This window comes from Nocardiopsis valliformis DSM 45023 (assembly GCF_000340985.1).
GTDB classification, from domain to species: Bacteria; Actinomycetota; Actinomycetes; order Streptosporangiales; family Streptosporangiaceae; genus Nocardiopsis; species Nocardiopsis exhalans.
Genome location: NZ_ANAZ01000055.1, coordinates 24121 through 32556 on the forward strand (window position 1 = coordinate 24121; position 8436 = coordinate 32556).

General features: G+C 71.4%; 5 protein-coding genes. 2 read left to right on the forward strand and 3 right to left on the reverse strand.

The genetic code is table 11. The annotated features are described in order from the left end of the window. Positions 1-82: 82 nt before the first annotated feature. Positions 83-1648: an MFS transporter gene (locus D457_RS0130205; RefSeq protein WP_017584400.1), complete on the reverse strand. Its 1566-nt coding sequence runs from the start codon at positions 1646-1648 to the stop codon at positions 83-85. A 50-nt stretch (positions 1649-1698) separates the two neighbouring features. Beyond that, positions 1699-2292 (reverse strand): NADPH-dependent FMN reductase, encoded by a 594-nt coding sequence (locus D457_RS0130210; RefSeq protein ID WP_017584401.1) that lies wholly within the window; start codon positions 2290-2292, stop codon positions 1699-1701. A gap of 84 nt (positions 2293-2376) precedes the next feature. Between D457_RS0130210 and D457_RS37635 the strand changes: the two genes are divergently transcribed. Beyond that, positions 2377-6492, forward strand: a complete 4116-nt coding sequence (locus D457_RS37635) for a BTAD domain-containing putative transcriptional regulator (RefSeq protein WP_017584402.1) — start codon at positions 2377-2379, stop codon at positions 6490-6492. 57 nt (positions 6493-6549) lie between these two features. Here D457_RS37635 and D457_RS0130220 read toward each other — a convergent pair whose 3' ends face one another. Further along, on the reverse strand, positions 6550-7497 hold the full coding sequence (locus D457_RS0130220) for an aldo/keto reductase (RefSeq protein ID WP_017584403.1): 948 nt from the start codon (positions 7495-7497) through the stop codon (positions 6550-6552). 153 nt (positions 7498-7650) lie between these two features. On the opposite strand from D457_RS0130220, the gene D457_RS0130225 reads away from it, so the two are divergent. Next, positions 7651-8058: a DnaJ family domain-containing protein gene (locus tag D457_RS0130225; protein WP_017584404.1), complete on the forward strand. Its 408-nt coding sequence runs from the start codon at positions 7651-7653 to the stop codon at positions 8056-8058. Positions 8059-8436 lie beyond the last annotated feature (378 nt).

An 8436-nucleotide genomic window follows, 5' to 3' on the forward strand; every position in this document is an offset into this window, starting at 1 on the left:
GGTGTCGTCCCCCGTGGATTCGGCTGGACAGGCGCAATGGCCCATCGAAGTCACATGATTACCCTACGTGAATACCCGCGAATCAGGCGGTATCACCTGACCCGCCCTCCTCCGGTTCCTCCGGCCGGTCGGCCCGGTGCCCCCGCAACAACACCAGCACCACCAGTGCCGCCACGGACAGCAGCACCGCCCCGGCCCCGGCGGTCACCTGCAGTCCCAGGCCGAAGGCCGACCCGGCCGCCTCGCGCACTGCCGCACCGACCGAACCGCCCACCTGCTCGGAGACCGCGACCGCCCCACCGATGCTGTCCCCGGCCACGTCCCCCTGAGCCGAGGACACGCCCTCGGGGAGGGAACCGCTCAGGCTGATCCGGTACACGGCCAACCCCAGACTGCCCATGAGCGCCAGACCCAGGGTCTGCCCCAGCCCGCTGCTCACGTCGCCCATGGCCGAAGCCGACCCGGTCCGCTCCATCGGCACACTGGACAGCGCCAGCTGGCTGCCGAGCGTCATCACCGGACCACCGCCCACGGACACCAGCGTGCTCCCCAGCATCAGCGCCCACACGGTGCCGCTCCCGGCCGCGAACAACACGACCACCAGCCCGACAGCGGCCAGCAGCATCCCGGACCCGACCACCGCCCCCGAACTCATGAACCGGATCAGCACCGGGGTGAGCATCGTGCTCACGAAGGACGCTGCCGCGGGCAGGATCAGCAGCAGCCCCACCACACCCGGGGACAGGCCCAGCGCGGACTGGAGGAACTGCACCAGGAAGAGGTCGGCCCCGGACGCCGCGAGCAGCATCAAAAAGCTCAGCGATATCGCCACGGCGAACACCGGCCGGGCGAACATCCCCAGGTCCAACAGGGGATCGGCCAACCGCCGCTGCCTGCGCACGAACAACCACAGCAGCAGCGCACCCACCACGACCGCGGTCAGCAGCGACGGGCGCGCACCCTGAGCGGCCAGTTCCTGGAGTCCGTACACCACGAGCACCAGCGCGACGGTGGAGAGCAGCACGCTGCGCGGATCGAGCCGGCCCGCGCCCGGGTCCCGGTACTCGGGCAGCAGGAACGGCAGGGTGAGCAGTGCGAACAGCGCCACCGGGACGTTGACCAGGAACAGCGAGCCCCACCAGAAGTAGGTGAGCAGCAGCCCGCCCAGCGGCGGACCCAGCGCCATACCCACCGAGAACATGCTGAGGTTCATCGCCACGGCCAGGGAGAACTGCTTGGGGTCGGGGAACATCTGCCGCAGCAGCGAGAACGTGGACGGGGAGATGGTGGCCACGGATACCCCGATCAGGGCCCGCGCCACGATGAGGGTTTCGGGGTTGGGCGAGAACGCGGCCATCGTGGAGGCCACCGCGTAGGCGGCCAGACCGATGAGCAGCAGGCGCCGCCGCCCCACCCGGTCACCGAGCCGGCCCATCGTCAGTACGAGCCCCGCGCCGAGAAGCTCACCGACGTGCAGGATCCACAAGGACTGCGTGGCCTGCGGCTGCAGGTCCGCGCTGATCGCGGGGAGCGCCAGGAAGAGGACGGAGACGTCGTTGGCCATCATGAAGACGGGCAGTGTCATGATCGCCAATGCGACCCAGGTGCGCGGGCTCGCGCGCTGGACGGTGGGTACGTGCGTGGTCATGGTGGCCTTTCCGGAGTTCGTGGGGGTGCGGGGATCGGTCGGGCGCCTGGTCAGGAGGTCAGGGGCTCGGCAGCGCGGTGGGTGCGCAGGGCGCGCGCCCACCAGGTGAGTTCGTCGAGCAGGTCGCCCGCGGCCTCGGCGCTGCCCTTGGCGTCCTTGGGCCAGTTGCCGTCCGCGTCGAACCCGTCCCAGTAGTTGGGGAAGCAGACGTTCTCCCGGATCGAGGTGGCCCGGAGCTCGGCGAAGACCGAACGCAGGTGCTGGACGGCGTGCATGCCGCCGGAGACCCCGCCGTAGGACACGAACCCGACCGGTTTGGCGGCCCACTCCTCGTGGAACCAGTCGATCGCGGTCTTGAGCGGGGCGGAGAAGCTGCGGTTGTACTCGGGTGTGATGACCACGAAGGCGTCGGCTTCGGCCAGCCGGGGCGCCAGTTCCGCGACTTGCGCGGGCAGTGGAGACTCCTCGACGATGCGGTCGGGCAGTTCGGTGTCGGCGAGGTCGATCACATCGACTTCCACGCCCCGGTACTCACGGGCCAACCGGAGGAACCAACGGGCGACGGTGGGGCCGAACCTGCCCTCACGGGTACTGCCGATGATCAGGGACAGCCGGACGGGGTCTTCGCTGTGCACGGGTGCCACGCTCCTTCTTTCGGGCCTTGGTGTTCCTTGCTGACCCCACACTCGGGTCCCCCGCACTCGGTCCGCACTCGGTACGGTGAGGGCATGCGTTTCGGTGTACTCGGACCGGTCGCCGTCTGGACCACCGGCGGCGCCGAAATCGCTATCCCCGAGCGCAAGGTCCGCGCCCTCCTCGCCGACCTCGTCCTGCACCGCGGCCACCCGGTCTCCGCGGACCGCCTGGTGGAGGACGTATGGGGTGCCGACGCACACCCGCGCAGCCCCGAACGCGCCCTGCAACGCAAGGTGTGGGCGCTGCGCCGTGCCCTGGAGGAGGCCGAACCCGGCGCTCGGGGTCTGGTCCGGTTCCGTGCACCCGGCTACCTGCTCGACGTCCCCGCCGAGGCCGTCGACGCCGGACGCTTCCACGCCCTGGTGGCGTCCGCCCGCACCGAGGAGCGAACGCGCACCCGCGCCGACCTGCTCTCCGAAGCCCTTGACCTGTGGCGCGGCCCCGCACTGGCCGACCTCGCCGACGACGGGTTCAGCCAACCCGCCCGCACCCGACTGGAGGAGGAACGGTTGGCCGCGGTGGAGGAACATGCCTTCGCCCGACTCGACCTCGGCGAATACCGGCAGGTCACCGACGTGCTGCGGGAACTCATCACCGTGCACCCGCTGCGCGAGCGCCTGGTCGCCGCCCACATGCGCGCCCTGTACGAGGACGGCCGCCAGGCCGACGCCCTGGCGGCGTACACGGCCCTGGCCGAACGTCTGCGCGGGGAACTGGGCATCGACCCCGGCCCCGAGGCTGCCGGACTCCACAGCCGGATTCTGCGCCAGGAACCCCTGGGGGAGCGCCACTCCGAGCCGGCCAAGGCCTCCCCGCCTGCCCGCGCACCCCACCCCGATCCCGAACCCTCGCTACGGCCACGGATACCCCTGCCGCTCACCGAACTCCTCGGCAGGGAAGAAGACATGCGGCGGGTCCGCTCGCTGCTGGAGGCCGCGCGCCTGGTGACGCTCACTGGCTTCGGCGGGGTCGGCAAGACGCGCCTGGCCACTGCCCTGGCCCACGAGCTCGACACGGTCCCTGCCGACGGTGTCCGTATGGTGGAGTTCGCGGTCCAGCGAACCCAGCCCGGCGAGCCCGCCTCGGCCCTGGTCTCCGACCCCGCCGAGACCCTCGCCCACGCTCTCGGCGTCCGTGACCGCGGCGGCCGCGCGCCCCTCGAACGCCTGGTGGACGCACTGGAAGGCCAGGAGGTCCTCCTGGTGCTCGACAACTGCGAGCACCTCATCGATCCGGTCGCGGAGCTGGTCGGTGCCCTCCTGGCCCGGCTGCCCGGACTCCGGGTCCTGGCCACCAGCCGCGAACCCCTCGGCGTTCCCGGCGAGACCCTCCACGCGGTCGGCCCGCTGCCGGTCCCGCCCGCGGACGCCGCCCCCGAGCTGATCCGCCGGTCGAGCGCCGTCCGGCTCTTCACCGCCCGGGCCGCCGCCTCCGCACCCGGTTTCGCGCTCAGCGACGACAACGCCGCCGACATCGCCCTGCTCACCCGCCGCCTGGATGGCATCCCCCTCGCCCTCGAACTCGCCGCGACCCGTGTGCGGACCCTCGGCCTCAGCGGGGTCCTGTGCCGTCTGGACGACCGCTTCCGTCTCCTGGCCACCGCCCAGCGCCACCTCCCGCTGCGCCAGCGCACCCTGCGCGCGATCATCGACTGGAGCTGGGACTTGCTGGACCGGGACGAACGGATCCTGCTGCGGCGCCTGGCTGTGTTCAGCGGAGGGTGGACCGCGGAGGATGCCGAAGAAGTGTGTTCGGGCGGGACCGAGGAGGAACTGGCCCCGGAGGAGGTCCTGGACCTGCTCACCCGGCTCGTGGACCGCTCCCTCGTGGTCGCCGCCGACGCCCCGCGCGGAGGCCGCCGCCTCCACCTACTGGAGTCCATCGCCGAATACGCTTACCAGCGCCTGCACGAGGCTGGGGAAGCGGAGGACGTCGAGTACCGGCACGCCCTGCACTACACCGGACTCGCCGAACGCGCGCGGGCCACTCTCTTCGGTAGCGCGCAGGAGGAGGGGGTGCGGTGTCTGGACGAGGAAAAGGCCAACCTGCGCGCCGCACTGGACACCTTCGCCGACCGCGGGGCCGCCGAACCGGCCCTGCGGCTGGCCGGAGCGCAGTGCTGGTACTGGTACCTGCGCGGACAGTACCGGGAGGGGGACCGGTTCCTGGCCCGGGCCCGGAGGACCGGCACCCCCTCGGAGCCGTCCTCGCTGTCGGTGGCTGGCGAGGCCATGGCCCTGGCGTTCTCGATACTCACCGGCTCCGAGGACGACCACGCGGCCAGGGTCGGCGCCGTGCTCGGGGGTTTCGACGGAGTGGAAGCCTCTCCCGGGGAGGACGTTCCACTCGAACGCGCACGTTCGGCGCTGCTGCTCGGGATCGTGCTGCAGAGCCGGGCCGACCAGGAGGTCAGTGAGGATCTCGTGAACCAGGCGCAGGAGACCTTCCGCACGCGTATGGACACGTGGGGGCTTGCGGCGTCCCTGGTGGCGCAGTCCTCGCACACCCTGGGGCGCGGCGAACTGCGACGCTCCGGGCAGCAGGCGCAGGAAGCGCTCGACCTGTTCGAGGAACTCGGGGACGCCTGGGGGCGGATGTTCGCCCAGATCACCCTCGCCGTGCTCGCCGAGGTCCGGGGCGACTACCCGGAGGCCACCCGTCTACGCGAGTCCGCCCTCAGCGCCGCCGAGCGGTTGGAACTGTGGGTGGAGGCCTCCGGTGCGGTGGCTGGGCTCGGCCGGATCGCCCTGCTGGAAGGGGACTTCGAACGCGCGGACGCCTTGCACGGCAGAGCGCTGGCGCTGGTTCGCGGCCAGGGGGACATCGCCAACACGCAGTACGCGCGGATGGGGCTCGGCCTGTCCGCACGCCGCCAGGGTCATCTCGACGAGGCCGAGGCGCACATTCGGGAGATGGCGGACTGGGCAGTGCGGGTCGACTGGCTGCCCGGGGCCGCGCTGGCCCTGGCCGAACTCGGTTTCGTCGCCGAGCTGCGCGGTGACGCCGACCTCTCGTTCGAACTGCACACCGAAGGGCTCACCGCGGCCCGGGGGACCGGGGACGCCCGAGCGGTGGCTCTCGGCCTGGAGAGGATCGCCGGGGCGCGCTCACTCAGCGGCCAGGACGAGGCTGCCGCCCGCCTGCTGGGCACGGCCGCGGCGGCCCGGGAGTCGGTGGGAGTGCCGTTGCCGAAGGCCGAACGCGGCGACGTGGACCGGATCACGGAGCGCGTTCGCGCGCGGCTGGGCGAAACCGGTTTCGGGAAGCAGTTCACCGCCGGGTACACCAGTGGTCCGGAGCCGCTGTTCTCGGGCGGGGGCCCGTCCCCCCGACCTGGCCGGATCTTCCACGGGTTGATGGGCGATCGGCACAAGCGGGAGGATCGCCCTATGACCACCCCCGCGCGATATGACGTGAACGAGCTGCTCGCCCGGCTCGATGGCTTCGAGCAGCAGCCCCGGGCTCGGGAACTACGCGCCCGGGTGCGCGGTCTCCTGCGGTACGAACCCGGTGACACGGTCCTGGACGTGGGCTGCGGGGCGGGGTTGTCCGTCGCCGAGATCGACGGGGACGGGGCGCGCACGATCGGCCTCGACCTCGACGCGCGTATGCTCGACGCCGCTCGCCGGCGCCACCCCGAAGGGGAGTTCGTTCTGGCGGGCGCCGGGGCTCTGCCACTGGCGGACGGGGCCGCCCGGGCCTACCGGGCGGAGCGGTTGTTCCACGCTGTCCCGGACCCGGCGCGGGCGCTGGCCGAGGCGTATCGGGTCCTGGCCCCCGGTGGGCGCGTGGTCCTCATCGGTCAGGATTGGGACGCCTTCATGATCGAGTCGGACGACCCCGAACTGACCAGGGAGGTCGTCCACGCCAGTGCCGATGCCGTCACCCACCCGAGCGCTCCGCGCCGCCAGCCGGAGCAGCTGCGCGCTGCGGGGTTCACCGGGGTCGAGGCGGAGGGTGCGTTGTTCGTGTTCACTAGCGACGAGGTCCTGCCCTTCCTGGCCCAGATCGCGGCGAGGGTGAAGAGGGCGGGGACGGTCGCTGAGGAGCGGGTCCGGAGGTGGCTGGACGAGCAGCGGCTGCGGGCGGCGCAGGGGCGCTTGTTCGTCGGACTGCCGTTCGTGGTGGTGAGCGCCGACCGTCCCTGAGCGGGTGGGCCCGGGCGGGGCGTGATCCCCGCCCGTTGCCTCACCGGCGCGCGGGGATCAGGCGGAAGCCTCGTCGAGGCTGGCGGTCTCCTCGGCGGTCAGGCGCAGGTCGCTCAGTGCCAGCAGCCCTTCCAGCTGGTCCAGGTCACGGGCGCTGGAGAGCACCGAGGTCACACCGGGACGCTCGACCAGCCAGGCCAGGGCGACGGTGGACAGCTGTGCGGAGCGCTCGGCCGCGATCTCGTCCAGGACCGCCAGCACCCGCGGCCCGCGCGGGCCGTCCAGGTAGGCGCGGGCCCTGCCCGCACGAGGGCTGCTGTCATCGGCGGCGCCCGGGCGGTACTTCCCGGTGAGAAAACCACGGGCCAGCCCGAAGTAGGGCAGCAGGGCCAGGTTCTCCGCCTGGGCCAGTGGCACCAGGTCCTTCTCGATGCCGCGCTCGACCAGGTTGTACTGGGGCTGCACGCACACCGGGCGGTGCCACCCGTTCTGGTCGCAGAGCGCCAGCCACTCGCGGATGCGGTCCGGGCTGTGGTTGGACAGGCCCACGTACCGGACCTTGCCCTCGTCGACCAGTGCGGAGAAGGCCTCGGCGCTTTCGGCCAACGGGGTCTCGGCGTCGTCGAAGTGGGCGTAGTAGAGGTCGATGGTCTCCAACCCGAGCCGCCCCAGGGAGGCCTCGGCGGCCGCCTTGACGTTGCTGGCGGACAGCCCCCTGAAGTCCGGGTGCTGGCTGACCTTGGTGGCGATCACCATGTCGTCGTGGCCGCGGTCGGCCAGCCAGGCGCCGATCACGTGCTCGGATTCACCGCCGGTGTGGCCCTCGGCCCAGGCCGAGTAGGAGTCCGCGGTGTCCACGAAGTTGCCGCCGCCGGCGCGGAAGGCGTCCAGGACCGCGAAGGATGCGGCCTTGTCCGCCGTCCATCCGAAGACGTTGCCGCCCAGGTTCAACGGGGAGACCTCGAGGTCGGAGGTGCCGAGTCGGCGTGTGGGGGCGTGGTTCATGCTCACCGTTCTCCGTGTGTCGCCGCTGTGGGGGTGATGCGGGGTTGTTGGTTCGGGGTCCACGCTAGGGCAGTCCGCTGCTGGGGTCACGCACGTTTTCCGGGGGCCTACCGCATCATGGGAGCAGAGTCCCCAACCCCAGGAGGTTGTTCGATGACCGAGCGCAAACCACCCGGCGCGAGCTTCGAGTCATGGATCGACATCCAGATCAGGGAGGCCCGGGAGCGAGGGGAATTCGACGACCTCCCCGGCGCGGGCAAGCCGATCCCCGACATCGATAAGCCCTACGACGAGAACTGGTGGATCAAGAGGAAGCTGAAGAGCGAGAACGTGTCGCTGCTTCCGCCCACCCTCAAGCTGCGCCGGGAAGCACAGGAAACCCTGGTCGAGGCGCGTACCGCCAGGACCGAGAAGCGGGTGCGCGAGCTCCTGGAGGGGCTCAACAAGAAGATTCGGGAGATGAACGCGAGCGTCGTCCCCGGGCCGCCGCTCAACCTGATGCCCTACGACGTGGACAAGTTCGTCCGTGAGAAATGGCAGGGGCCCGAGAGCTCCGCCTGAACCCGGGCGGGCCGCGGTACGGGCGGTGGAGGCGGGCGTGCCCGCTGCCACGGTCCTGGCCTCGGTCGGGCTGATGCTCCTGGCCGACCTGTGCTGGCTCACTCTGGCCCTGCTGTCCTTCCGCCGGGTCTTCGCGCGGTCCCGCAACCGGGAACGGGGCCCTGGACTAGTCGGGGCGCTGGGGCCGACGAGCAGGGGCCCAGTTCATCATCGATGCTGTTGGTTAATTCCGGTGTGGGGGCTGGGTGGGGTCTGTGTGCGGCCTGGGGCCTGGGGCCTGGGGCCTGGGGCCTGGGGTTCGGGGTGAGGTTGTGGTCGTTTCTGGTTGCGGTTCTGGTTGCGGTTCCCCCGTTTCCCGCCGCTTGATGGTTGCCGTCT

Bases quoted from the DNA above. Each gene is read 5' to 3' on its own strand.
- D457_RS0130205 (WP_017584400.1), bottom strand. From the start codon at position 1,648: ATGACCACGCACGTACCCACCGTCCAGCGCGCGAGCCCGCGCACCTGG.
- D457_RS37635 (WP_017584402.1), top strand. From the start codon at position 2,377: ATGCGTTTCGGTGTACTCGGACCGGTCGCCGTCTGGACCACCGGCGGC.
- D457_RS0130220 (WP_017584403.1), bottom strand. From the start codon at position 7,497: ATGAACCACGCCCCCACACGCCGACTCGGCACCTCCGACCTCGAGGTC.
- D457_RS0130225 (WP_017584404.1), top strand. From the start codon at position 7,651: ATGACCGAGCGCAAACCACCCGGCGCGAGCTTCGAGTCATGGATCGAC.